Annotated in this window: 26 protein-coding genes; 22 read left to right on the plus strand and 4 right to left on the minus strand. The window is 35.6% G+C overall.

Features of this window, described 5'->3' with window-relative positions; genetic code table 11:
* Positions 1-3: 3 nt before the first annotated feature.
* From B0A67_RS00455 to B0A67_RS00560, 22 genes are all read left to right on the plus strand, one after another.
* Positions 4-2508, plus strand: a complete 2505-nt coding sequence (locus tag B0A67_RS00455) for a multicopper oxidase domain-containing protein (protein ID WP_072953516.1) — start codon at positions 4-6, stop codon at positions 2506-2508.
* Between the two features lie 466 nt (positions 2509-2974).
* A complete protein-coding gene (locus B0A67_RS00460) occupies positions 2975-3307 on the plus strand; it encodes an ArsR/SmtB family transcription factor (RefSeq protein WP_041515706.1) in 333 nt (110 codons plus the stop codon).
* A complete protein-coding gene (locus B0A67_RS00465; RefSeq protein WP_072953518.1) occupies positions 3298-3804 on the plus strand; it encodes a GNAT family N-acetyltransferase in 507 nt (168 codons plus the stop codon). The genes B0A67_RS00460 and B0A67_RS00465 overlap by 10 nt, the downstream gene beginning before the upstream one ends.
* Positions 3805-3837: 33 nt before the next feature.
* A complete protein-coding gene (locus B0A67_RS00470; RefSeq protein WP_072953520.1) occupies positions 3838-4311 on the plus strand; it encodes a DUF6428 family protein in 474 nt (157 codons plus the stop codon).
* Between the two features lie 42 nt (positions 4312-4353).
* Positions 4354-4968: an arsenate-mycothiol transferase ArsC gene (locus B0A67_RS00475; RefSeq protein WP_072953522.1), complete on the plus strand. Its 615-nt coding sequence runs from the start codon at positions 4354-4356 to the stop codon at positions 4966-4968.
* A gap of 1 nt (position 4969) precedes the next feature.
* Positions 4970-6055, plus strand: coding sequence for an ACR3 family arsenite efflux transporter (gene arsB, locus B0A67_RS00480; protein ID WP_072953524.1), 1086 nt, complete (start codon positions 4970-4972; stop codon positions 6053-6055).
* 7 nt (positions 6056-6062) lie between these two features.
* Positions 6063-6797 carry a metallophosphoesterase family protein gene (locus B0A67_RS00485; protein WP_072953526.1) on the plus strand — a complete coding sequence of 245 codons (735 nt, stop codon included), beginning with the start codon at positions 6063-6065 and terminating at the stop codon, positions 6795-6797.
* 21 nt (positions 6798-6818) lie between these two features.
* Complete coding sequence (locus B0A67_RS00490; RefSeq protein ID WP_072953528.1) at positions 6819-7391, plus strand: Crp/Fnr family transcriptional regulator; 573 nt, start codon at positions 6819-6821, stop codon at positions 7389-7391.
* Between the two features lie 73 nt (positions 7392-7464).
* The gene (locus tag B0A67_RS00495; protein ID WP_072953530.1) at positions 7465-8028 is read left to right on the plus strand and encodes a hypothetical protein; all 564 of its coding nucleotides are present in this window, start codon (positions 7465-7467) and stop codon (positions 8026-8028) included.
* 33 nt (positions 8029-8061) lie between these two features.
* The gene (gene sigZ / locus B0A67_RS00500) at positions 8062-8625 is read left to right on the plus strand and encodes an RNA polymerase sigma factor SigZ (RefSeq protein WP_072953532.1); all 564 of its coding nucleotides are present in this window, start codon (positions 8062-8064) and stop codon (positions 8623-8625) included.
* Between the two features lie 129 nt (positions 8626-8754).
* Entirely contained in the window at positions 8755-8928 is a 174-nt protein-coding gene (locus B0A67_RS24855) for a hypothetical protein (RefSeq protein ID WP_157498527.1), read from the plus strand.
* A gap of 133 nt (positions 8929-9061) precedes the next feature.
* Positions 9062-9436, plus strand: a complete 375-nt coding sequence (locus tag B0A67_RS00510; RefSeq protein WP_008463711.1) for an ArsR/SmtB family transcription factor — start codon at positions 9062-9064, stop codon at positions 9434-9436.
* The gene (merTP, locus tag B0A67_RS00515; protein ID WP_072953533.1) at positions 9433-10032 is read left to right on the plus strand and encodes a mercuric transport protein MerTP; all 600 of its coding nucleotides are present in this window, start codon (positions 9433-9435) and stop codon (positions 10030-10032) included. The genes B0A67_RS00510 and merTP overlap by 4 nt, the downstream gene beginning before the upstream one ends.
* Positions 10029-10235 carry a GDCCVxC domain-containing (seleno)protein gene (locus B0A67_RS25125; RefSeq protein ID WP_012025078.1) on the plus strand — a complete coding sequence of 69 codons (207 nt, stop codon included), beginning with the start codon at positions 10029-10031 and terminating at the stop codon, positions 10233-10235. The genes merTP and B0A67_RS25125 overlap by 4 nt, the downstream gene beginning before the upstream one ends.
* A 564-nt stretch (positions 10236-10799) precedes the next feature.
* A complete protein-coding gene (locus B0A67_RS25375; RefSeq protein ID WP_012025079.1) occupies positions 10800-11123 on the plus strand; it encodes a DUF6660 family protein in 324 nt (107 codons plus the stop codon).
* Positions 11124-11196: 73 nt separating this feature from the next.
* Positions 11197-13377: a TonB-dependent receptor gene (locus tag B0A67_RS00530; protein ID WP_072953535.1), complete on the plus strand. Its 2181-nt coding sequence runs from the start codon at positions 11197-11199 to the stop codon at positions 13375-13377.
* Between the two features lie 4 nt (positions 13378-13381).
* Positions 13382-14170, plus strand: a complete 789-nt coding sequence (locus B0A67_RS00535) for a cation transporter (protein ID WP_035691042.1) — start codon at positions 13382-13384, stop codon at positions 14168-14170.
* Positions 14171-14634: 464 nt separating this feature from the next.
* Positions 14635-15831, plus strand: a complete 1197-nt coding sequence (locus B0A67_RS00540) for an alginate export family protein (RefSeq protein WP_072954204.1) — start codon at positions 14635-14637, stop codon at positions 15829-15831.
* Positions 15832-16525: 694 nt separating this feature from the next.
* Positions 16526-17107: a Crp/Fnr family transcriptional regulator gene (locus tag B0A67_RS00545; RefSeq protein ID WP_072953537.1), complete on the plus strand. Its 582-nt coding sequence runs from the start codon at positions 16526-16528 to the stop codon at positions 17105-17107.
* Positions 17108-17195: 88 nt separating this feature from the next.
* Positions 17196-18134 (plus strand): MBL fold metallo-hydrolase, encoded by a 939-nt coding sequence (locus B0A67_RS00550; protein ID WP_242670895.1) that lies wholly within the window; start codon positions 17196-17198, stop codon positions 18132-18134.
* Positions 18135-18199: 65 nt separating this feature from the next.
* The gene (locus B0A67_RS00555) at positions 18200-18589 is read left to right on the plus strand and encodes a nuclear transport factor 2 family protein (protein ID WP_072953539.1); all 390 of its coding nucleotides are present in this window, start codon (positions 18200-18202) and stop codon (positions 18587-18589) included.
* Positions 18590-18882: 293 nt separating this feature from the next.
* Positions 18883-20217 carry a metal-dependent hydrolase family protein gene (locus B0A67_RS00560; RefSeq protein WP_072953541.1) on the plus strand — a complete coding sequence of 445 codons (1335 nt, stop codon included), beginning with the start codon at positions 18883-18885 and terminating at the stop codon, positions 20215-20217.
* Between the two features lie 276 nt (positions 20218-20493).
* Here the strand turns inward: B0A67_RS00560 and B0A67_RS00565 are convergent, their stop codons facing one another.
* The 4 genes from B0A67_RS00565 to B0A67_RS00580 all read right to left on the minus strand — a co-directional run bounded on the left by B0A67_RS00565 (position 20494) and on the right by B0A67_RS00580 (position 24790).
* A complete protein-coding gene (locus B0A67_RS00565) occupies positions 20494-21573 on the minus strand; it encodes an alkene reductase (RefSeq protein ID WP_072953544.1) in 1080 nt (359 codons plus the stop codon).
* Positions 21574-21632: 59 nt separating this feature from the next.
* Complete coding sequence (locus tag B0A67_RS00570) at positions 21633-22550, minus strand: NAD(P)H-binding protein (protein WP_072953546.1); 918 nt, start codon at positions 22548-22550, stop codon at positions 21633-21635.
* A 29-nt stretch (positions 22551-22579) separates the two neighbouring features.
* Entirely contained in the window at positions 22580-23503 is a 924-nt protein-coding gene (locus tag B0A67_RS00575) for an NADP-dependent oxidoreductase (protein WP_072953548.1), read from the minus strand.
* Between the two features lie 303 nt (positions 23504-23806).
* Positions 23807-24790, minus strand: a complete 984-nt coding sequence (locus tag B0A67_RS00580) for a helix-turn-helix domain-containing protein (RefSeq protein WP_072953550.1) — start codon at positions 24788-24790, stop codon at positions 23807-23809.
* Positions 24791-24815 lie beyond the last annotated feature (25 nt).

A 24815-nucleotide genomic window follows, 5' to 3' on the forward strand; every position in this document is an offset into this window, starting at 1 on the left:
AATATGAAAAATATACTTACAATACTAGTTTTTATCATGCTTCCTGTCCTAATTTATGCTCAGGATATGAAAACAATGGAAATGGATAAAAAGCCTTCGAAAGAAGAGTCAAATCCCACTACGTATACTTGTCCAATGCATCCCGAAATTCATGAAGCCAAACCAGGAAACTGCCCCAAGTGCGGTATGAAACTAGTTCCGGAAAAGTCAGACAAGCAAACAAAAACAGCAGAAAATAAAGCCACCAAGCAAACTGACCAAGGTAATAAGACACTTCAGGACGGCAATAGTAGTTCTATTTCTCAGAAAAGAGCTGAAGAAAATACTTCGCCACCGCGTGTAGTCCGATATGACCTGTATATAAGAGACACAATTGTAAATTTTACAGGAAAAGCAAAAAGGGCCATTGCCGTTAACGGACAAATACCTATGCCTACTTTGACCTTTACAGAAGGAGATACTGCGGAAATCTATGTTCACAATGAGCTGGATGAAGATACTTCCTTGCATTGGCATGGCTTATTCTTACCCAATCAATATGATGGTGTGCCAAATCTAACTCAAATGCCAATTAAACCCCATACGACGCATCTGTATACTTTTCCCATTATTCAGCATGGCACACACTGGTATCATAGCCATACGGAACTTCAGGAACAGATAGGCATGTACGGTTCGTTCATTATGAATAAAAGGACAGATGATCCGACCTTTCGCAAGGAAATCGATGATTTGCCTTCCGTTCCCATAATACTAAGTGAATGGACAGATATGAAACCTGAAAATGTACATCGATTACTGCACAATGCATCAGACTGGTTTGCTATTAAAAAGGGCACTACACAAAGTTATGCAGAAGCTATAAAACAGGGGTATTTCAGCGACAAAATAAAAAATGAATGGAAGCGAATGAATGCCATGGATGTCAGTGATGTTTATTACGACAAATTTTTAATCAATGGGAAAAATGAAAATCAGCTTTCCCAATTTAAAGCAGGTGATAAGGTCCGATTACGGGTTTCCAATGGAGGTGCATCAACCTACTTTTGGTTAACCTATGCCGGTGGGAAAATTACGGTTGTGGCAAATGATGGGAATGACGTAGAACCCGTTGAGGTTGATCGACTAATTATTGCAGTTTCTGAAACCTATGACATAGTTGTTACTATTCCAGCTGATAAAACAGCTTATGAATTTTTAGCAACACCCGAAGACCGAACAAAATCTACGTCCCTTTACATCGGAAGCGGAATTAAGCAATTAGTAGCTCCTTTGCCAAAACTTAAATATTTCGAAGGAATGAAAATGATGAACGGCATGATGAAAATGAATGGCGATCTGGATGACATGGGAATGAGCATGAGCCTTAATAAGATGGATATGAATGTAGTAATGTATCCTGAGATTACAGGTGAAACAAAGCCTAAAACCAGTACAAAGATGGAAGGAATGAAAATGGATGCTGAGCAATATAATGCCAATGCACTTTCGGATATTACAACACTAAATTATGCAATGCTTAAATCACCTACAAAAACTACGCTTCCCGAAAATGCCCCTGTTAAAGAACTAAAATTTGAACTTACGGGGAATATGAATCGATATGTATGGAGTCTGGACAATAAGGTGGTTTCAGAAGCTGATAAAATATTAATTAAAAAAGGTGAAAATGTACGTATAATTTTGCATAATAATTCTATGATGCGCCATCCAATGCACTTGCATGGACATGATTTCAGGGTTCTTAATGGACAAGGAGAATATGCACCATTAAAAAATGTGATTGATATAATGCCTATGGAAACCGATACTTTGGAATTTAATGCCAATGTTGATGGAGACTGGTTTTTTCACTGCCATATTTTATATCATATGATGAGCGGAATGGGCAGGGTTTTTACTTATGAAAATCAGCCGGCCAATCCTGAAATACCAAACCCAAAACTAGCACAGCGAAAACTTTTTGCCGACGACAGAAAATTCCACTTTATGGCAGAAAATGATTTTGCCACCAATGGAAATGACGGTGAAGCAATGTATCAAAGTACACGCTGGAGCATTGGAACCGAATGGAGGTTAGGATACAATGACATGCATGGTTATGAAACAGAAACACATATTGGTCGATATATTGGAAAAATGCAATGGTTAATGCCTTTTATAGGATTTGACTGGAGATATAGAAGAATGGGAGAAGATATACAAGAAAATAATCTTTTTGGACAAACCAATACTAAGGATAAACGTGCAGTGGTAAGTCTAGGGGTTAACTACATCCTACCTATGTTAATAGTAGCACAAGCTGAAGTTTTTACCGATGGTAAAGTCAGATTACAATTTGAACGTAAAGACATTCCCGTTTCTAAACGGCTTAGAATGAATTTGATGTGGAATACAGACAAGGAATATATGGCAGGACTACGCTATATAATTACCAGATGGGGTTCTTTGTCTTCACACTATGACAGTGATATGGGCTTTGGTGCAGGATTTATTTTAAATTACTAGCTTATAAGTACAATAGTAAATTATTGTAAGACCAAATTCTAGAATTAAGATTAATCGGTTAATATTGAAGGATATCAATTTTTTTAAATTGTCTTTCATTTGAACGGTGTGGAAGTCCATTCAAATTAATGATCGAAATTGAACCAGTATGAAAATCTAATAATACCAATTTTAAATTTAAAATTGGTATTATTAATAACAAATAACTGCAAATGCTGAACATCTTTCTAATTATGGGTTGTTCAGTTTGTATTGTATTTATATAATATCAGCTAACGATAAACCATGTAATTATTGCTTTATACATTGGTTTGATAAAACTAGCATTCGGGTAACAAACAATATTATAAAACCATATGCATCGAATCTTTTTCTTAGCCGATGCCTTCATCTTCATAAAAATAAATCTTTATATTTTTTTTTATTTAAATTTATTATCGTAATATTGCAATATAAATATAAAACGATGGGAGCAACAAAAACAGATCACTTTACAGAAAGCCAGAATGAGCTGGCTGTTTTAGCCAAAGCGCTGGGCCATCCTGCGCGTATTGCTATTATGGAATATTTATTAAAAGTGGATGCCTGCATCTGCGGAGATATCGTAAACGAACTTCCCCTTTCACAGCCGACAGTTTCACAGCATTTGAAAGAATTAAAGAATGCTGGTTTGATTAAAGGAAGCATTGAAGGAAACTCGATCTGCTACTGCATCAATGAACCTGGTCTGGAAAAGATAAAAGGCTTCTTTGAGCACATATCAGATCATTTGGCAAAAAAGCGAAGCGAATGCTGTTAATCTATAAAAATATGGAAATCAGAAAACTTTCAGCCAAACATTGGGATCAGGTAAAAATAATTTACCAAAAAGGGATAGATACCGGCAATGCCACTTTCCAGACCAGCGCCCCTTCATGGGAAGATTGGGACCAGTCCCATCTAGCATCCTGCAGAATTACAATGCAGGAAGATGGTAAAGTGATTGGATGGGCTGCCCTTACCCCTGTTTCTTCACGCTGCGTTTATGCAGGAGTTGCAGAAGTAAGCGTATACGTGGATCCCGCGCATTCAGGAAAAGGAATCGGGCTGACCCTTTTAAATGAACTTGTCCGGCAGAGCGAAGCAGAAGGAATCTGGACGCTTCAGGCAGGGATCTTTCCTGAGAACACGGCAAGTATCCGCATCCATGAAAAAGCAGGTTTCAGGATACTTGGTACAAGGGAGAAAATCGGAAAACAGAATGGTATCTGGAGAGATACTGCGCTTCTTGAAAGAAGAAGCTTCCTTATTATTTAATAAAAAATATAGTCTAGCTAAATATAAAAAATTATGAAACTTTCAGAAATTAAAGAAGTGCTTAAAACAGTGGAAGCTGTAAATTTTGAACTGCCGGACGGCACATTTGTACCGGAATATTTTCACGTAACTGAAGTAGGCTTGGTTACCAAAAACTTCATCGACTGCGGCGGGGTAGTAAGAAAAGAAACTGTTGTAAATTTCCAGCTTTGGGATGCCAACGACTACGAGCACAGGCTTAAACCTCAGAAACTGATCCACATCATTGAGCTTTCAGAAAAAGTATTGGGAATTGAAGACAATGAAATTGAAGTGGAGTACCAGAACACTACTATCGGTAAATACGATTTGGATTTTAACGGTAAAAACTTCACATTGCTTAACAAGCAGACAGCCTGCCTTGCTCAGCAGCAGTGCGGTATTGCGTCTGATAAGCCTAAAGTAAAATTATCTCAGCTAAATACTGATAATGGTGCTTCATGCACTCCGGGCGCAGGATGCTGCTAATCATTAAACAGATAATCAATAAACCATAACGTCCAAAAAACTATGTTATATCCACAAATTGAGAATACCGTTAAATCATTTGATTTTAAACAGATCTCTGAAGATCGCAAAGCAGTCCTGCAGTCCTTAATAGACTTCATTCAGATTAAAGTGGACAGTAAGCTGGAGACCAGACTAAACTTAATCTGCACGCACAATTCCAGAAGAAGCCACTTATCGCAGGTTTGGGCGCAGACTGCGGCCGCCTATTACGGCGTCAAAAACGTTTCATGTTATTCAGGAGGAACCCAGGCTACTGCCCTTTTCCCAATGGCAGCGGAGACTTTGAAGGATTCAGGATTCAACATCAAAACTCTTTCAGAGGGATCAAACCCTGTTTATTCAATAAAATATTCAGCTGACGAACTTCCTGTCATCGGTTTTTCCAAAACCTATGATGATGATTTCAATCCTGAAAGCGGATTCGCCGCCGTAATGACCTGCTCGCAGGCTGACGGCGGGTGCCCGTTTATAGCAGGCGCTGAGAAAAGAATCCCGATTACCTTTGAAGATCCAAAAATCTCTGACGGAACGCCTCAGCAGAAGGAAACTTATCTGGAGCGAAGCCTGCAGATAGGAACTGAAATGTTTTACGTATTCTCACAAATAAAAAAATAAAATGTCAGCAAATAACTGTGCACCAGCCGCCCCACGCAAAAAGTTAAGCTTCCTTGACCGCTTCTTAACCCTTTGGATTTTCCTTGCTATGGCTGTAGGGGTGGCCATAGGATACTTTATTCCATCCAGCGGAGATTTCATTAATTCTTTCTCCAGCGGAACAACAAACATTCCATTGGCAATAGGGCTTATCCTGATGATGTATCCGCCTCTGGCAAAAGTAAAATACGAACAGATGGGGCAGGTTTTCAAAAACACAAAAGTCTTAGGCGCCTCTTTACTGCTGAACTGGATTGTAGGTCCTGTCTTGATGTTTTTATTGGCGCTGCTTTTTTTGAACGGATATCCTGAATACATGATTGGAGTCATCCTGATAGGTCTGGCGCGCTGTATCGCAATGGTTGTGGTATGGAACGATCTGGCAGATGGAAACCGCGAATATGCAGCAGGACTTATAGCCCTTAACAGTATTTTTCAGGTGCTGCTTTACAGTGTATACGCTTACATCTTTATAACCATTCTCCCTCCCTATTTTGGATATGATGGTTTTGAAGTGAACATCAGTATTGCACAGATTGCCCAGAGCGTCGGTATCTATCTAGGTATTCCATTTGCCTTGGGAATCATAAGCCGTTATTCTTTGATAGCCTTAAAAGGTTCTGAATGTTTTGAAAATAAGTACGTGCCGTTTATCTCGCCAATTACACTTATTTCACTGCTCTTTACGATCATTGTAATGTTCAGCCTGAAAGGGGAACTTATTGTTCAGATCCCTATGGACGCTGTGCGCATTGCTATACCGCTTGTGATTTACTTTACTTTGATGTTTGTCATCAGCTTTTTCACCGGTAAATATTTCGGGGCTGACTATTCAAAGGCAACCTCTATTGCATTTACTGCAACAGGGAATAATTTCGAGCTTGCCATTGCCGTGGCAATCGGGGTATTCGGCATAAACAGCGGACAGGCTTTTGCAGGTGTTATTGGCCCTTTGGTAGAAGTGCCTGCTCTTATAGCACTGGTAAACCTTGCATTCTGGTTCAGAAAAAAGTTTTTTACAAAACAGGCAGCTGCAGAAACTGCTTAAAAGAAATATGAGAATTGCAATAATATCGGATATACATGCGAACTTCCCCGCACTCAAGCAGACTTTAAAAAGTATTGAAGAGCAGAATATTGACGCTGTTTACTGCTTAGGTGATTTAGTAGGCTACAATTTATGCCCCAATGCCGTGATCAACGAGATCCGTAAAAAGCATATTCCTACCCTTGCAGGAAATCACGATGTCAAAGCTGTCGAGATACATAATGACGGTTCAAGTGACATTCAAAGCTACGCATATCAGATTGTGGGTAAAGAGCAGATCAAATATCTTTCTGCTCTTCCTGCCCATATTAAACTTGAATACCAGACGGCCAGCAGACTTATAAAAATTTTGATGGTCCATGGGAGTCCTTACAGCAACAGGGAATATTTGCTTGAGGATAAAAATGAGAAAGATTTTACCGACATCTTTCTTGATTCCAATACGGACATTCTTATCTGCGGACATTCTCATCTGCCGTATCATCGCATATTGGAAAATCCCAATAAAAAAGGCAGTTATTTTCATGCCATTAATGCAGGGTCGGTCGGAAAACCAAAAGATAGAAATCCAGACTGCTGTTATGCGGTGATAACCATTGAAAAAAGCAGTAATCTTTCCAAAAAAGACGGTATAAAAGTAGAATTCATTAGAGTGCCGTATGATATTGAAAAAACAGCCCGCGCTATTGAAGAAAGCCCTCTTCCGGACATTTACGCATTTATGCTTAGAAAAGCATATTAAAATCTTGAAATAAAACCTATTATGGAAAGTTTTAAATTATTTTTAAAAAGCATCGTGCCTCTAAGCGATCAGGAATTTGAAAAGTACAGTCAGTATTTCAAAACAAGGACATTAGCCCGAAACAGTTATTTTGCAGAGATCGGCAAAACCTCTCATGAAGCGGCTTTTATTAAAAAAGGTTTGCTAAGGACATATTACATAAATGAAAAATCCGAAGAAGTGACTTCCTGCTTCTGTGCAGAAAATAATCTGACAGCTTCATATAAAAGCTTTATTTCGCAGCAGCATTCGGAACTTTCCATTCAGGCAGTGGAAGATACGGAACTTATAACAATCAGTTACAATGACCTGCAGAATCTCTATCAAAAGAGCCCTCTCTGGCAGAATATCGGAAGGACAATTGCCGAACGGCAGTATATGGTAATGGAACAGTATGCCAGTGTTTTGTGCAATGAAACTGCAAAGGAAAAATACATGCGCATGCTTAAGGAACAGCCTGCTGTTGTAAACAAGGCTTCAGTAAATGATATTGCAAGCTATCTTGGAATAACACGCAGGACGCTGAGCAGGATCAGAAAAGAAATTAGTCTGTAAATTCGAGGACATTTGTCCTTTTTGCTAATTATACTTTCCAATAGTTTTGCTTTTATAATCAATCAAAAATAAAATGGAAACAGCAATTATCATTTCATCCTTCTTTCTTGTCCTATTTGCGGTCTTGGCCTTATATGACGGCTTTTATCTGCATATTTTCAAATACCAGCTTCACGATCGAGAAGAAAGTAAAACCGAGCACATTACCCATACTTTGAGAGCTGTCTTCTTTCCGGCAATCCTTTATTTTCTGTTCTTGAAACAGGATAATCATACTAGTTTTGTAATAGGCTTGACCATTGTCATTCTGGATATACTGGTTCTCGGTTACGATGCTTTTATAGAAAAAGACAGCAGGCAGTTTATGGGAGGGCTTCCCCGCTGGGAATACATTGTCCATTTATTTGTAAATGGTTTTCATTTTGCGTCAATTGCAGTTTATCTCTCCATCAGGTTTACTTTTCAAAATGGGGAAATTATGATTTACAATATAAATCAATCTCCAGGATTCTTTAATCTGTTAATTGTAAATCTTTTGCCGGGAGCTATCCTAATGGCAATTCTTCATCTTTTCTTATGCATTCCAAAAACGGCCAACTTATGGAATAATTTCAGAAGTAAAATCAATTGTTGTTAATCCATCTTATTGCATAAGCAGAAGATAAATTTTATGAATTTGGAAATAAATACTATTCACAATCAGTTTTATATCATCTTGGGCAGATATATAAAGGCTCGTATAAATGATACCGACGATGCATCCGATGTTTTGCAGGAAGTTTTTATAAAGATAAACGAGAATTTAGGATCACTTACCGACGAAGGCAAACTAAAAAGCTGGATTTTCACAATCACAAGAAATTCCATTATTGATTATTACCGAAAAGATTCCAATCATAAGAAATCAGAGCTGACCGAATGTATGATGCAAAAGATTATGCATGAAACAGATTTTGATACTTCGGAAAGTCTGGACTGCTGTTTAATAAAATTCATTGAGCGGCTGCCGGAAGACTATCGGGACATTATCATGGATAGCGAAATACATGGAATTAAACAGAAAGACTTAACAGAAAAATACAGCCTTGCCTACCCTTCCATCCGTTCTAGAGTGCAAAGAGGCAGATCCAAATTAAAGGAAATGCTTCTGGATTGCTGCAGTATTGAATTAGACCGCCGTGGAAATATTATGAACGTTACCTCTAAAAAATCATGCAGCGGAGGAAAATGCTGATAACACCGAATCATTTTTGAAAACTTCATATATAGAAAATTCAGGCTGTTAAAAAAAAAAAATCAGCAAAGCCTGCATCATTTTTAGATTAGTGCGTCTTAAGTAGTATTAATCATTAAAATTAAAATTATGAAAAACAAAATGTACATTACTCTTGCAGCATTGGTATTGTCTGCTGGAAGTATCTTCGCTTATGCGAACTTATCAAAAACTGATGCAAAGAAAAACTGCACTGAAAAATGTTCTACGCATTGCTGTAGTGACGATTCGGGAACTTGTGCTCCGAAAGATTGCAAAAAGTAATATTTCGCTTTACTGTTTAAAAGACAACTCAAAAAGTTGTCTTTTTTTATGGGCAGGAATCATTCAAAATTTTAATTCAATTATTTTGTATTTTAGCATTTGCTTAAATAAGCAAAAAGTATAAATTTGCATTATGGAAGATATAATTTGTATACGACAGCAAGCAGATATTAAACAAATAATCCGCTGTAAAGACAGAGTATCAGAACTCAATACCTCATTTGACTATTTATCAAGTGGGCTTGAATTGGCTGGCAATAATGTGAGATTAAGAATTCTCTTTTTACTTTATGAAGAAAAACAGCTCTGTGTCTGTGACATAAGTGATATTCTTGAAATGAGTATTTCTGCAATTTCACAGCACTTACGGAAACTAAAAGACAGAAAACTTATTGAAACTAAACGGGAAGCGCAGACCATTTTCTATTCATTGACAAAGGAATATGAAAAAATGCTGAAACCTTTCTTCGAAATTTTAGCACAAAATGAAATTTTAGAAAAAATATGAAAACAGAGAATAAAATGATCGGAGCCGGATTTTTCACAGCATTAGCTGCTTCATTGTGCTGCATTACTCCCATATTAGCATTAGTTGCCGGAACAAGCGGGATTGCTTCTGCTTTTTCATGGCTTGAACCAATGAGGCCTTATTTCATCGGCCTGACTGTTATAATTATTGGTTTATCTTGGTATCAAAAGCTGAAAACTAAAAAGCTGATAGACTGTAACTGCGATAGAGAAGAAAATCCGAAATTCGTTAATTCAAAAATGTTTTTAGGAATAATTACAGTAATTGCAGCCCTCATGCTTTCGTTTCCTTACTACTCAAGCATTTTTTATCCAAATACAGAAAAGAAAGTCTTGGTCGTGAAAAAGACCAGCACTCAAAAAGCTGAGTTTAGAATAAGCGGAATGACTTGTGCCAGCTGTGAAAAACACGTGAATCACGAAGTGAATAAATTGATTGGAATAATAAATTCAAATGTAAATTATACTAATGGTAACGCAATTGTAGAATTTGATAATTCCAAAACTACTATTAATGAAATTGAAAAAGCAATAAATTCAACAGGCTATACAGTAACTAACAAAAAATTAAAATGAAAATCGTTCTACAATCAATAATAACCTGCCCCCTTTGCTCCCACAGTAAAGAAGAAACTATGCCAACTGATGCATGCCAATTTTTTTACGAATGTGAGAACTGCAAACAAACTCTTAAACCAAATCAAGGTGATTGCTGTGTATATTGCAGTTATGGAACTGTGCCATGTCCACCAATTCAGCAAGATAAAAAATGTTGCTAAATTGAATAATTTCTAATGGACAATAGATTATCATATACAAATTTTGATTATAAAATTTTAAGAATAATAATTTAAATTTACTGATGACATTTTTTTTCGCTCTCTTCAACTTAAATCTATAAGTTATTATGACAGAAATCACATCTATTACTGAATTAACGATTTTTAACATTTAACCCTTACGATACATACAAACCGCTTATCAACAAACTTTTAAAATAATTATCTTACAAATTCACTTGAAAAATAAGCTAATTTCTTTAAATCGTTCATAAAATGATTTGTAAATTGTGAACTAAACGTCACTTCTTAAAAAAACGTTAATTCCGAGGAATTAGCGTTTTTTTTATGCTTTTAAATTGTATTTAACCAGACTTTTACCTATAAATATATATGGTTTGAATATTTTAAAAGGTGACTTGACAGAATACAAACCACTTTAATCCTTGTTATATAAGACTAGCACAATAATTTTATATTTATATTAACAAAAAAACAGAAAACTTAGCCGAAAGAAAAACAATTACATGAAATTACTAAGTAAAATATTTATAATTTTGACGCGTGAAAATATGGGTAACAATATTATCGTTCATTGTACTGTTTCTTTCGACAGTACCTTGCTCTGCGTTTGCTAAACACTCTGAGTGTAGAGTGGAAAAAAACTGCAAGGGTGAGTCTCATGACTGCGGTGATGAATGCAATGGAAAATGTTCGCCATTTTATTCCTGTGGAACCTGTATTGGTTTTACAATAAACTTTAATTCTTCAATTATTACCGAAAAATTAGAATTCACAATTGAAGAAGCTTCACAGACACTATCATACTATAAATTTGTCGATTCTTCTTTCATCTGCAAAATCTGGCAGCCTCCTAAAATTTCTTAATAAAATACCGCTTTTACCTGCTTAACTTCAATTAAGCGGGCTTATCACCTTTATTAACATTAAGAAATCACAAATGTTTAAATATATTTTATTGATTGTGGCAATAGCATCTATTGGCACTGTACAGGCACAGAATAAAATCACATTCCATATAAAAAATACATCAACCAATGAACCTGTAAAAGGTGCTTCAGCTAAAATTGAAGAAACCAATGAAGTTTTGTCATCAGATAATAATGGTAACATCATTATCGAAAACCTTAAAAATGGAGACTACACATTATCGATCTCAATAGAGGGTTATGCTCCCAATAAAACACTTTTTAAAGTGCCTGCAGCTGTCAATTTTATAGAAATTGCATTGCAAAGTGAAATGGAAGAAGAAGCCGAAGAAATGAAAGAAATAGTGGTAACTTCTACAAGAGGTACAAGAACAATCAGCAATATTCCAACCAGAGTTGAGTTTATAGCAGGAGAAGAACTTGAAGAAAAAGCAAATATGAAACCGGGGGATATCCGTATGATGCTTAATGAAAGTACCGGAATCCAGACCCAGCAGACTTCAGCTACTTCTGGAAATTCTTCAATCAGAATTCAGGGACTAGACGGACGATATACACAAATCTTAAAAGATGGTTTTCCTGTATACTCAGGTGCATCAAGCGGACTGGGATTGCTGCAGACTCCTCCGTTAGATTTAAAACAGGTTGAGATAATTAAAGGTTCTGCCTCTACCCTTTACGGAGGTGGTGCAATTGCAGGTTTGGTTAATCTTGTATCTAAAACCCCTACCGAAGAAAGAGAATTGCGATTTCTAATTAATGGGACTTCCGCTCTTGGTTTGAATATTAATGGTTTTTATTCCCAGCAGTTTGATAAAATTGGATTGACTGTTTTTGCATCTCATGACCGAAACGCTCCTTATGACCCTGCTGATATACAGCTTACTGCGATTCCAAAATTCGAACGCTTTAATTTTAATCCAAAACTTTTTGTCAATTTTAATGAAAACACTAAACTAAATTTTGGCATTAATACAGTTTTTGAAAATCGTATCGGCGGGAATATTGACTATATAAAAGACGAAAATAAATACCCTGACAGTTATTTCGAAAAAAATAAAACGCAGAGAATAAGCACTCAGTTCACCCTTACTCATAAATTTAATGATCAGGAATCTATTACCATTAAAAACAGTTTTAATAATTTCAGCCGCATTATAACTATTCCTGACTATATTTTTGATGGCCTGCAGAACAGTACTTTCTCAGAAATCAGCTATTCTAAAAATGGAGAAATTGCAGAATGGGTTGCTGGTGGAAATTTATATACTGACAAGTTTACTGAAAACAGCCAGACAGCTTTTCCATTAAGAAACTATAATCAGATCACTTATGGTGCTTTTGTTCAGAATACCGTCAAAGCTAAAGAATGGCTGGATATCGAGACTGGTCTTCGAGGTGATTATGTTGTTGATTACGGATTCTCATTATTACCTAGAATCTCAGCTTTATTTAAAATTAATTCCAAACTTACTTCACGACTTGGTGGCGGTTTAGGCTACAAAACACCAACTATTTTTACCGAAGAAAGCGAGCGTATTCAATATCAAAATGTACTCCCTATTAATAGTGATTTCAATAAACTTGAAAAAAGTTACGGACTTAACTTTGATGTGAATTATAAAACTAAAATTACCGAAGATATTTCATTATCATTGAATCAATTATTCTTTTATACAAATGTTGATAATCCACTGATTTTAACTTCGCTTCCTAATGACCTTTACCAATTTGTAAATATTAATGGATATTTAGATACAAAAGGAACAGAAACAAATGTGAAATTAGGCTATAAAGATTTTAAACTATTTGTTGGGTACACTTTTGCTGATGCTTCGATAGACAACAATGGCATAAAATCTCAAAATCCTTTAACTGCTAAACACAGATTAAATAATGTTTTGATGTATGAAGTCGAAGATAAATGGAAAGCTGGTTTAGAAGCTTATTATTACAGTCCTCAAAAGTTAAGTGATGGTACAACTGGAAGGGAATATTGGATTTTCGGCTTCATGGTAGAAAAGCTTTGGGAAAATTTTTCAATTTTTGCCAATTTTGAAAATTTTACTGATACCAGACAGACAAAATTTGGAAGTATCTACACAGGACCAATTTCAAATCCTGTTTTCAAAGATATTTATGCACCGTTAGACGGATTTGTTGTAAATGCAGGTATTAAGATTAAAATATAGTCTTATGAAAAAAAGTATATATAATATAAGAAAAATGGATTGTCCCAGTGAGGAACAATTAATACGAATGAAGCTCGCTGGTTTAGAACAAATCAAACAGCTTGATTTTGACATTGCAAACAGAAGATTAAAGATCTATCATACGGACGACGACACTCTTATAACAAATGCAATTGATACTCTTAATCTGGACAGCACTCTGCTGGCATCAGAACATACATCAGAACATGTAGAGACAAACAGTGACTCACAGCAAAGTAAGTTATTATGGCAGGTTCTCATTGTAAACTTTTCATTCTTTCTAATAGAGATAATTACAGGTTTTATATCCAATTCGATGGGATTGGTTGCCGACAGTTTGGATATGTTCGCCGATAGCATTGTATATGGTTTAGCTCTGTTTGCTGTCGGGAGCACAGCTTCAAGAAAAGGAAGTGTAGCAAAAATAAGTGGTTATTTTCAGATTGGTCTTGCAGTTTTGGGACTTATTGAAGTTTTAAGAAGATTTGTAGACTCAGACCATATTCCTGCATACGGAACTATGATAATAGTTTCATTATTTGCACTTGTAGGTAATTCGTTATGCCTTTACCTGCTTCAAAAATCTAAAAGTAAAGAGGCACATATGGAAGCTAGTATGATTTTTACTTCGAATGATATTGTAATTAATATGGGAGTCATAATTGCTGGTATATTAGTATACTTTACTAATTCAATGGTACCCGATCTTATTATTGGTGTTTGTGTGTTTTTCATAGTCGCTAGAGGAGCATTAAAAATATTACAGTTATGATATTTGGTAATTTAAAAGTATAGAATGTTCTTCAAAATTATTTTTTTTATCGCTGCACCAATAGAGAAACCAAAAAAAATCTGTTTCACACAAATTGTGAGACAGATTTTGATCTTCTTTAACAGCGACGGGCAGTATTTTCCAGCTTAACATTGCTGCATGCATGGAGTATTGGTAATAATCATCGTTCAGGCTTTTGCATTTGTCATAGATTCTTTGGTAGAAGTGCCGGCTCTAATCGCATTACTGATTTAACAGAACAAATTATAAATGCGGATTATCAAACGTAATTATAATATTGTAAATATGAATACTATTATTACTTTTATACACTAATTCTATAGGATATTAGAAGTATGATAGTCAAAATACTTGCGAGTAAAAAAATCTTATTACTTTTTATTAATTTATGTGTATTTCAATTATACGCACAGCAAAAAAATAGCTTATCCCAACAGTTTCTAATGAATATTGAAATCAGACCAAGAGTCGAATATACTTCAAATTATTTTCTTCCTCCCAACGATTCAATTGATCCTTATTTTATTATTACCCAGAGAAACAGAATTTCTATGCAGTATGCTAGAGAAAAATGGCTTATTAAATCCGATTTACAGGAAATTCATCTTTGGGATGAAAACAGCAAAGCTTCCAAAGTTGGAAGCATTAATTTTTATCAATTGTATTTTGAGACTAAGATTAAATCTCTAAATGTACGATTGGGAAGGCAAAGTGTTTTATTAGATAATGGCAGATTATTTTCTGATGCTCCTTGGGCACAGCAAGGGAGAGCCCATGAAGGAATACGGATAATGAAATACTCAAAATATTTCTCTAATGATTTTTTCTTTTTGTTTACCAGAAACTACAGCACTGAATTTGAGTCAGCCTACTCTCCTGTTGCATCAAATAGGTATAAATACCTGTTGGTAAATAGTCTCAATTACAATAACAATCATGGATTTTCATTTAATTCATTGAATGCTGTTGATTTTTTAGAAAACTCAAGTTCAGGGAAATTGTATACTCGTGCAACAGCAGGCGGAAGAATAGAATTTAAAACGAAACAATGGTATTATACTTTAAATTCATATTGGCAGTTTGGACGTAATTCAAAAGGTCAAAAATTATTTGCTTACTATTTTCAACCTGAAGTTAAATTATCTCTATTGAAATCTACTTGGCGTTTAGGTGCAGAAATAATTAGTGGCAGCAGTCCTAATCTATCAGATAATAGTTCGGGAGATTTTGATGTCTTATATGGCGTGACATGGAAGTTCAATGGAAATATGAATGTCTTTACCCGTTTTCCCTCCGACGTTAACGGAAAAGGTTTAGTAAATCCTTATCTATTTACCGTAATTCCCTTAAATAGTAAACTATCTCTTCGTTCTGATTTTCACCTTTTTTATACTCGATACCCGCTTTTAAATAATTTGGGTCAAAAAATGACAAAGTTTCTTGGATATGAAAATGATTTTTCTTTGAAGTACTTACCTGTCAAAGAACTGGAAATTAATTATGCCTTTTCTTTTTATAAATCAACAAACGCAATGCAATATCTGCCAAAAATACAAGATGAAAATAAACTTGCTATTTGGAGCTACTTAATGATTTCATATTCTTTTAACGCGATCAATTTAAAGCATTGTAAAAATTAAATAAAATAATATCCTGTATTAAATCTTACACAATTAAAAAATCTAAAGTTTGTTTTATCTGAAAGGTTGAATTATATCATCAACAAATTTTGATATTCATTTTCTTAAATAAATATTTTATTTTTAATCACTATATTTTATCTGGATATGCAAGTATCTACCCAACAAATAATTATTACAGCTAAAAGATAAAAGCATAAAGTTATTTAACGTTTTTCAATACATACCCTAACGATACATGCAAACCGCTTCAAAACAAAAAATCAAAAAATTATCTTACAAATTCACTTGAAAATAAGCCAATTTCTTTAAATCGTTCATAAAATGGTTTGTAAATTGTTCAGTAAGGGTCACAAAATTAAAATCCCATTTCTTACGAAATGGGATTTTTTTATGCCTTTTCTATTATTTAATAGCCCATTATCGGATCAACACGAAAACCTGTGGACTAGTAAAAATTAAGCATAAGTATTCCACATTCCTAACTACATACTTAAATCCACAAACTATAAAAAGATTCATAGTTTAGTTTCTAACTAGGATATATTCAATGGAGCTATTGATAATCCGATATTCAAAAACTTAAATTAATTAAGGAATTTGTTGGTATATTCAAGTATATACAAGCGTTAAATATTTATGTACCTTAGCAAGGTTAAAAAATACTTCTCAAGCATTTTTTGCATACTGTCATATGAAAGCACTTTTAAAACAAAATATTGCTAAACATATTTCTCTTTCAGAAAATGAAATAGAAGATTTTTGCAATTTATTTGAGCAAAAGTTAATCTGTAAAAAAAACTTCTTACTCAGAGAAGGCGAGATTTGCAAATTTGAAGGCTTCGTTACCAAAGGACTTTTTCGGATTTATCATATTGATAAAAATGGTTTTGAACAAATACTCTATTTTGCTATTGAAAATTGGTGGATTACTGATATTGATAGTTTTACTACTGAAACCCCTTCACAACTTTTCATAGAAGCGCTCGAAGACAGCGAAGTGCTTGTGATTTCTAAAAAAGATAAGGAGTTTGCTTATGCCAACTTACCTAAAATCGAAAAGCTATTTCGGGTAATGACACAAAAAACGCACGTTGCCCTTCAACGAAGAATGATAGATAACCTTAGCAAAACAGCAGAATCCCGTTATATTGAATTTATAGAAAAATACCCGCAGCTCATTCAACGACTTTCTAACATACAAATAGCTGCCTATTTGGGTATTACCAATGTTTTTTTGAGTAATATTCGAAAGAAAATTGCTGTCAAAAAATAAGATTTCCCTTTATTTATTAAACTAGTTTAATGTTTTAAGATCGTATTTCGTTTCATCTTTGCAGTGTTAATTTAAACCAACACAAGAAATGAAATCGAAGATTCACGAACACGGAAAAACAAATATTAAAACCGTGAGTAAACACACTATCTCGACAGTATTTATAACAATTTTAATTTTATTGAATATGGAATCACAAGCACAAAGTTTCAAAACAATTCAAACTAAAGATTTAAAACTTCAGGTTTACAACGCATCAGAAAACAGCTTTGGTGTAGCATCGGTAATTGTATCTGGAAAAACAGACGCAGTTTTGATTGATGCGCAATTTACTTTGGCGGATGCCGAAAAAGTAGCGCAGGAGATTAAAGCAAGCGGTAAAAAATTAACCGCCATTTTTGTTTCTCACGCGGACCCTGATTACTATTTTGGATTGGAGGTATTTAAAAAATATTTCCCGGATGTAGTTGCTTATGCATCGCCTGCTTCTGTAGAAGCAATTAAGGCTACCGCACAAAAAAAATTAGACGTTTGGGGCGAACGATTAGGTAAAGCAATTACATCAAATGTTGTTTTACCGCAGGTTTTAAAAGGAAACAGCATTGAACTGGAAGGTCAGAAATTAGAAATCATTGGTTTGGAAGAATTTCCAAATAAAACTTTTGTATGGATTCCATCTGTCAAAGCAGTTGTAGGCGGAATCAATGTTTTTGGAACTACTTTTCATCTTTGGATGGCGGATGCTCAAACTACAGAAGCCCGTAAAAACTGGATTGCCGTTTTAGATAACATCTCGGCTTTGAAACCTGAAATTATAATTCCGGCTCATGCAAATTCAAATTCTCCATTTGATATCACTGCTGTAAATCACACCAAAAGTTACATTCAATTCTACGAAGAGGCTTTGAAAACCAGTAAAACATCAGAAGCTTTAATTACGGCTTTGAAAACAAAATATCCAACACTTACTTTTGAAACTGCCTTAATGATTGGTGCAAAAGTGAATACTGGAGAAATGAAATGGTAAAATCAATCATTTACAGCCTGATAATACTCTTTGTGTTGTCAGGCTGTTCTTTAAATAAAAAGACAATGACAAATCTTGAAATAGTTAAAAGTACTTACGAAGGAAAAGCTTCGGAAGAAAATGGTCAAAATTTGGCTAAATATGTTGCCGAAGATATTTCGTGGACAGAAGCTAAAGGTTTTCCGTATGCAGGAACTTATATTGGTTTAGAAAATATAACCAAAAATGTCTTTAGCCGATTAGGAAATGAATGGATTGATTACAAATTTACGCCTGAAGATTATGTTGCCCGCGATGATAAAGTTGTTGCATACGGAACTTACACAGGAACTTATAAAATTACAGGCAAATCAATCACAGCAAGAGTCGCTCACATTTGGAAATTGAAAGACAGCAAAATTATCAGTTTCGAACAATTTGTAGATAGCCAAACTGTAAATGATGCTGTCAAATAAAGCCCTGTTTTTAGTTTTAAATATAGTAGCCGTTGATGAATGTCAACGGTTTTTTTTTGATCTGGCTTCTATTTCAAATATTTTTAAAAAAAATCATATAATTTATTAAACGGAATTACATCTACTTTGTTATACAAATCGACGTGAACTACAGATTAGTTTATTTTTTGTTTTCGCTCCCACACATTGGCCTTTTGTACATTCTTCATGCAGAAAACTCCCAGAGATAGTCAAAAATATAATACAATATTTACTATATTAGTACTTTTTAATTTTAACAAACCATCATAAATATGCCCTCCACAAAATTAAAATTAGTGACAATTGTTATTCTTCTGAGTTCATTTTATGCAACCGCTCAAAAAATAATCCTCATCAATAACGCCCAGATTTTTAACGGCAAAGACCAGAAAACAATTACTGGCAATATTTTGATTGTCAATAATCTGATCAGCAAAATTTCCACGGCACCAATCCCAACTGATAAAAGTGCAAATACAACCATTATCGATGGTAAAGGAAAATTTTTGATGCCGGGACTTATTGATGCCCATACCCATATCATGATGGAATCCATGAGCGTCACAGAACTGATGAATAGCGATATACAATACATTACTGCCATTGCTATGAAGTCCGCGGAAAAAGACCTGATGCAGGGCTTTACCACTTTCAGGGACCTTGCCGGTCCAGCAGTCGGCCTGCAAAAAGCAATAGACAGGGGTTTGATTATAGGTCCGCGTATTTATCCCTCCGGTGCGATGATTTCCCAAACCGGAGGCCACGGCGACTTCCTTAGTCCAAACGCTGTTCCAAAAGATATGGCGGCAAACCTTGACTTTACTGAACGTTATAATTTTGGCATAATCGCTGATGGAGCCGATCAGGTATTGAAACGTGTACGTGAGCAGTTGCGCCTTGGTGCTACTCAAATAAAACTGGCCGCCGGCGGTGGTGTTTCTTCAACATATGACCCTTTAGATGTCTCTCAGTTTACAGAAGCAGAAATGAAAGCTGCTGTTGACGCAGCCGAAAACTGGGGTACCTATGTTACCGTACACGCTTACACGCCAAGAGCTATACAAACTGCATTGCGAGCCGGGGTGCGCTGTATAGATCATGCGCAGCTTATTGATGATGAAACAGCAAAAATGCTGGCCGATAAAAAAGCATGGCTAAGTCTACAGCCTTTTATAGACGAAGGTAAGAGCCTTTATGCTGATGGTTCACCTAACCGCATAAAACAGCAAACTATGATGAGCGGTACTGAGAAAGCCTATAATTTTGCGAAAAAATATAACATTAAAACTGCATTTGGAACGGATTGCCTTTTCGAGCCTGAACATTCGGTAAAAAGAGCAGGTGATCTTGTAAAGTTATTGCGTTTCTATACCCCTTATGAAATATTAAAAATGGCTACCTCTACAAATGCGGAATTGCTGACAATGAGCGGCCCACGTAATCCCTATCCCAAAAAGCTGGGTGTTATAGAAGAAGGTGCTTATGCCGATGTTTTATTGGTAGACGGTAATCCGCTTATTAATTTGAATATACTGGAAGACTATGAAAAAACTTTACTTCTGATTATAAAAGATGGAGTTATTTATAAAAATTTACTTACCAAATAGTTTTTTTTTGCAATCGATTACTAAAAGACTAAAGATTGGTTTTGAAATATACTAAAAAAAATCCATCAATCCCTAACAAAACATCCAAACCAAATTCATAGAGACAATGAAAGACAGATACTAAATATAATAAGCCAATTTCTTCAAATCGTCCATAAATTTTATAGAAATTTGTCCCGTCGAGGTCACAACAGCCAAAAGGCGCCAATTGAAGCCAATTGGCGCCTTTTTTTATGTCTTTATTAATTAAAAGCTACTAGTTTTGGAGCTTAAGGTTCAATCTTTCAGGAACGGATAATCTGTGTATCCGTGCTCACTTCCACCGTACATTGTCGCGTGATCAAGCTGATTGAACTCTGCATTCAATTCGAATCTTCTTGGAAGATCAGGATTGGCAAGAAACAAAGAGCCGTAAGCAATTATTTTTGCAATTCCTTTTTCGAGTTCCGCCTCTCCGGTTTCTTTATTGAACCCTGCATTTGCAATTACCAGATGTTTGCTTATACTTCCAAAAGTTTCCACTGCGTTTTTAGGATAGTTTGGATGATTATCCAGGGGTAACATCCCATTCATAAGATGAATATATGACAACGGTAATTCATTCAAAGCCTGTATTAATGGCTTGAATTGTGCCTCAGGATCGCTATTCTCAATATTATTGTAATAGACAGTTGGCGATAGCTTTACACCAACTTTATCGCTTCCGATAGCAGTAACCAATTCCTGCATTACTTCAAGCACGAAGCGGTTCCTGTTCTCTACGCTCCCGCCATACTCATCAGTTCTAAGGTTTGCACTTTCAGATAAAAATTGATTAGGCAGATATCCAAATGCGGCATGCAGTTCAACACCATCAAAACCGGCTTCAATTGCATTTTTGGCAGCCTGACCGTAATCTTTTACGATCTGCCTGATCTCTACTATAGTCAACTCCTGAGGAGTTTCATAATCTTTTATTCCCTGAGATGTGAAATGTTGCTGCCCTTTTATTCCAATCGCCGATGGTGCTACAGGAAGTTTTCCGTCTCTATCCACAGAATGACCGACACGACCGGTATGCCAAAGCTGCGCATAGATTGCTCCTCCGTTATCATGAACTGACTTGGTTACTTTCTTCCAGGCATCAATTTGCTCCTGATTATAGAGGCTTGGTGTCAGTGGACTGCCCAAAGCCTGCTCCGAAATATTTATAGCCTCGGTCAGCAACAGTCCGGCGCTCGCACGCTGTGTGTAATACAATACAGTCAGATCTGATACTACACCTGCCCTGTTAGCTCTGCTGCGAGTCATAGGCGCCATCGCCATTGCATTTTTTAATGTTTGTTTTCCTAATGTTACCTTTTCCAGTAATTTCATAGTATTTTATTTTAATTGTTTGACGTATTGTGTATTTTACATGTTGAAAATATCTTTCTTTAGATCAATCCTTTGTCACGGCAATATTCTCTCACGCTTTGCTCAGGAGTTGGCAGCTCGCCGAAAAGTTCTTTTTGCTTTTGCGGATTTGTGCTTATGTAAATACCTTTATCGATCCACTTTATCATTTCAACCATATCTTTAATGTTGTCATTAAAACGTGCTACTAACGGAAGAACAAATTTCAGTACGAATGCTGGGATAACCGGCTCAGTTTTAATATCTTTTTTAAGAACACTTGAAAAGGCTGCTGCCAATATCTGCTCGTTTACTGGTCTGTCCCAGCCAACATCTATGGAAGTGTTCAATTCTGAATTAGGTAAAGCAACTGCAGCCAAAGCTGTATATCTGGCCAATTGTGGTGTGTAAATAATCCCATAGCTTCCGCTTAGGAAAGTTGGCAGTATTCCTTTTTTGATTTTCTTGATTATAAAATCAGGTGTCTGATCAAGGAACGCACCTGGCCTGAGCGCTATAAAAGGCTGATTTTTCTTTTTAAGATATTGCTCGATCAGGTATTTATTGTGAAAGTGAGGTACCGATCTTGCCTTATCAGATTCGAGAATAGAGATTAACACAAAACGGGGAATGCCTGCTTCCTTGGTTGCATCAACCAAATTTTGATAACCAATTGTATCTGTTGCTGCACTGTCACTTTTTTTTCGACGTGTATAACCTGCTGCACTGGCAACTATTACATCAAAACCATGTTGAGGGGAAAGAGCCTGCCTTAGCGAAGCCGCATCCATCATATCTCCCACAACAAAATTTTTAACTCCCATTTTTGTAAGTTCACTTTTATTACTGCTGGCTCTAACCATAGCAGTAACTTCTGCTCCCTGCTGCAATAGCTCTTTTACAATCTGACTGCCCAGAAATCCTGTTGCCCCGGCAACGATAACTTTTTTTGTATTCATTATTATTTCTTTAAATTATTATTTTACTGTTATTCAACTAAAAGAACAACTTTACCATTCACACCTCCGGCCGCTAAAAAATCCTGTGCTATTGCTGCATACTCGAGTTTAAATGTTTTGGAAACTATCGGTACAAATTTACCTGCCTTTATAAGGTCAATCCCATGCTTTAAATTTTCCGGCGATACATTCGAAGCTACAAAATAGGCTATCACATTATACTGCGCCGCTAGATCCTGTGATGGCTGTGTAGCAATAGTCAACAGCTTACCTCCTGGCTTTAAAACCTGAAAAAGCTTTGCCTGAGCATCACCTCCGGCTGTATCTGCTACCAGATCAATATCTTTAGCAATAGTGGCTATATCATTTAATTTATAATCGATCACTTCGTCAGCACCTAGTTTTTTTGCCAAAGCCACACCTTCACCTGACGCTGTAGCAATAACATAGGCACCAGCAGCTTTTGCCATCTGAACCATGGCACCGCCAACAGCACCGCCACCGCCCTGAATTAAAACTTTTTGACCTTTTTCTAATTTTCCTTCTAGAAACAGAACAGTTTGTGCCGTGCCTATATTGACACCTATTGAAGCTGCTTCTTCAAAAGACAAATCCTTAGGTTTGAGCAAAACGGAATTCTCGTTCGCAGTTAAATATTGCGCATAAGAATGTTTCTTTGTAAGGGCGATCACCTGGTCACCTAACTTAAATTTTGTAACGCCCGCGCCAACTGCAGCAATTATTCCTGAAGCTTCGCCGCCAGGTATAAAGGGCATTTCAACGGGACGGATTTTCTTCATAAATCCCATGCGTATTTTCATGTCTATTGGATTTATGCCTGCCGCCTTAACCTTGATTAAAACGTCATTTTCACTTTGGATCGAAGGAATTGGAACTTCAACCTGTTCGATCACATCTGAACTTCCATAAGTTCTGTACTGGATTGCTTTCATTATTTTAATTATAAATTGAATAATTAGTGTAGTCTTCTTTTTTTAAAGAATACAATGTGCAGCAGTCAAAATGGTCGAATAGATTTTTTTTGATAAGGTCAACAAAGCTTCTTTCTGGTTATGAGTGCCATCACCAAATGCTCTATTAATTTTATGAAGCCTTATTCGAATTAGAGATATAACTTCTTATTTTGCCGTGCTTAATCACATGGACAAATTTAAAAGCTATTTATTGGGTAAAATAATCGAAAAAGACACAATAATAGTCTTATCCGACAATTAAAAACTTATAGAAAAGATTTTTTATGAAGTGTATGAGAACTTTTTAGGCGTGATGCCATACTGCTTCTCGAATAGTCTGCTGAAATGGCTAAGGTTAGAAAATCCTAATTCGTAGCCAACTTCTGAAACGGAATGTTTTGCCTGTTTTAGTAAAAAAGCAGCTTCTTCCATTCTTGCCTTTTGGTAATAATTATAGATTGTATCTCCAAAGGTCTGCTTAAAGAGTTGTTTAAGTTTAGTTTCGCTCATTGAAGCAATAACAGCTAATTCATTCAAAACCGGCGGTGTGCTGAGGTCTTTCAATATTTCGTTGCGAATATTCAGTAGCTTCTCTGCATCATTACTATTGATACTTTTAAAAGTTGTATTCTCTCTAAGTGACAGCTTACTGAAAAGCAGGTACATTAATTCCTGAACCTTAATTTGTACATAGAAATTATTCATAGAGTTATTCATATCAACAGATACAATATTTTTTAGAAGCAATTGCATTTCAGTATCCAGACTTTCGAAAAAAAGAAAGGAAGCATTTTCAGCTGTGATCGTTTTTATTGTACTATTGGGATTTTCAATAGACAGAATTGCACGCAGTCTATCAGCAGCAATAGCAACTACTACATATTGGATACTAATGTTGGCCGGAAAACGGATTTCTGTCCTTAAGTCATTTGTAGATAATAGTATGGAAGCATCATTTTTTTGTAAAAATGGTATGTTTTCCTCATTCTCATATTTTACTTCAAGATCCTGTTTGGTATTATAAAAGAAAAAAGTGCGCACACTGCTGGTCTCCGGGGAAGGATTGCGTTTAATAATTAAATCTTCCTTCAATGTATAACGATGTATCGTTAATTTAAAATCACTTCCAAATCCAATTTTACGCACATAGCCTTCTCCCAATGAATTTGGGATTTCCATGAAATTATCTCTTACAGTACCATTAATATGTTTTGCAAAAAATGTAATAAAATCAAAACCGAAAGCTGTTGTAAATTCGAAGATCATTTCTGTAAAATATATTTAAATCACT

The sequence above is a fragment of the Flavobacterium aquidurense genome (assembly GCF_002217195.1).
In the GTDB taxonomy this organism is placed as follows: Bacteria; Bacteroidota; Bacteroidia; order Flavobacteriales; family Flavobacteriaceae; genus Flavobacterium; species Flavobacterium frigidimaris.